Here is a 268-nt window from a genome sequence, read left to right as displayed (position 1 = left end):
CGGCGACGTCGACCTGGCCCTGATCCGCGGTGGCCTCGAGCGCCCGGGCCTGGCCATCGAACACCTGTGGGTCGACGACCTGGTGGTGGCGATGTCGCAACGGCACCCATTGGCCGGAGCCGCCGAGGTCGGACTGGAACAGCTCGGCAAGTACCCGTTGCTGCTGCCGTCGGCGCGTGACCAGGTGCTGTTGCACAACGTGATCCGTGAGGCCTTCGATCGCCACGGACTCGACCGTCCCCGCCAGGCGCCGCCACTGCCGGTGGAC

General features: G+C 70.1%; 1 protein-coding gene. It reads left to right on the top strand.

From position 1 onward, the window contains the following. On the top strand, window positions 1–268 hold a 268-nt coding region (locus SB717_RS36325), incomplete at both ends, for a LysR substrate-binding domain-containing protein (protein WP_410907868.1).

The organism is Priestia sp. SIMBA_032, assembly GCF_046535215.1.
In the GTDB taxonomy this organism is placed as follows: domain Bacteria; phylum Bacillota; class Bacilli; order Bacillales; family Bacillaceae_H; genus Priestia; species Priestia aryabhattai.
This window is presented reverse-complemented; position numbering and strand designations above follow the sequence as displayed.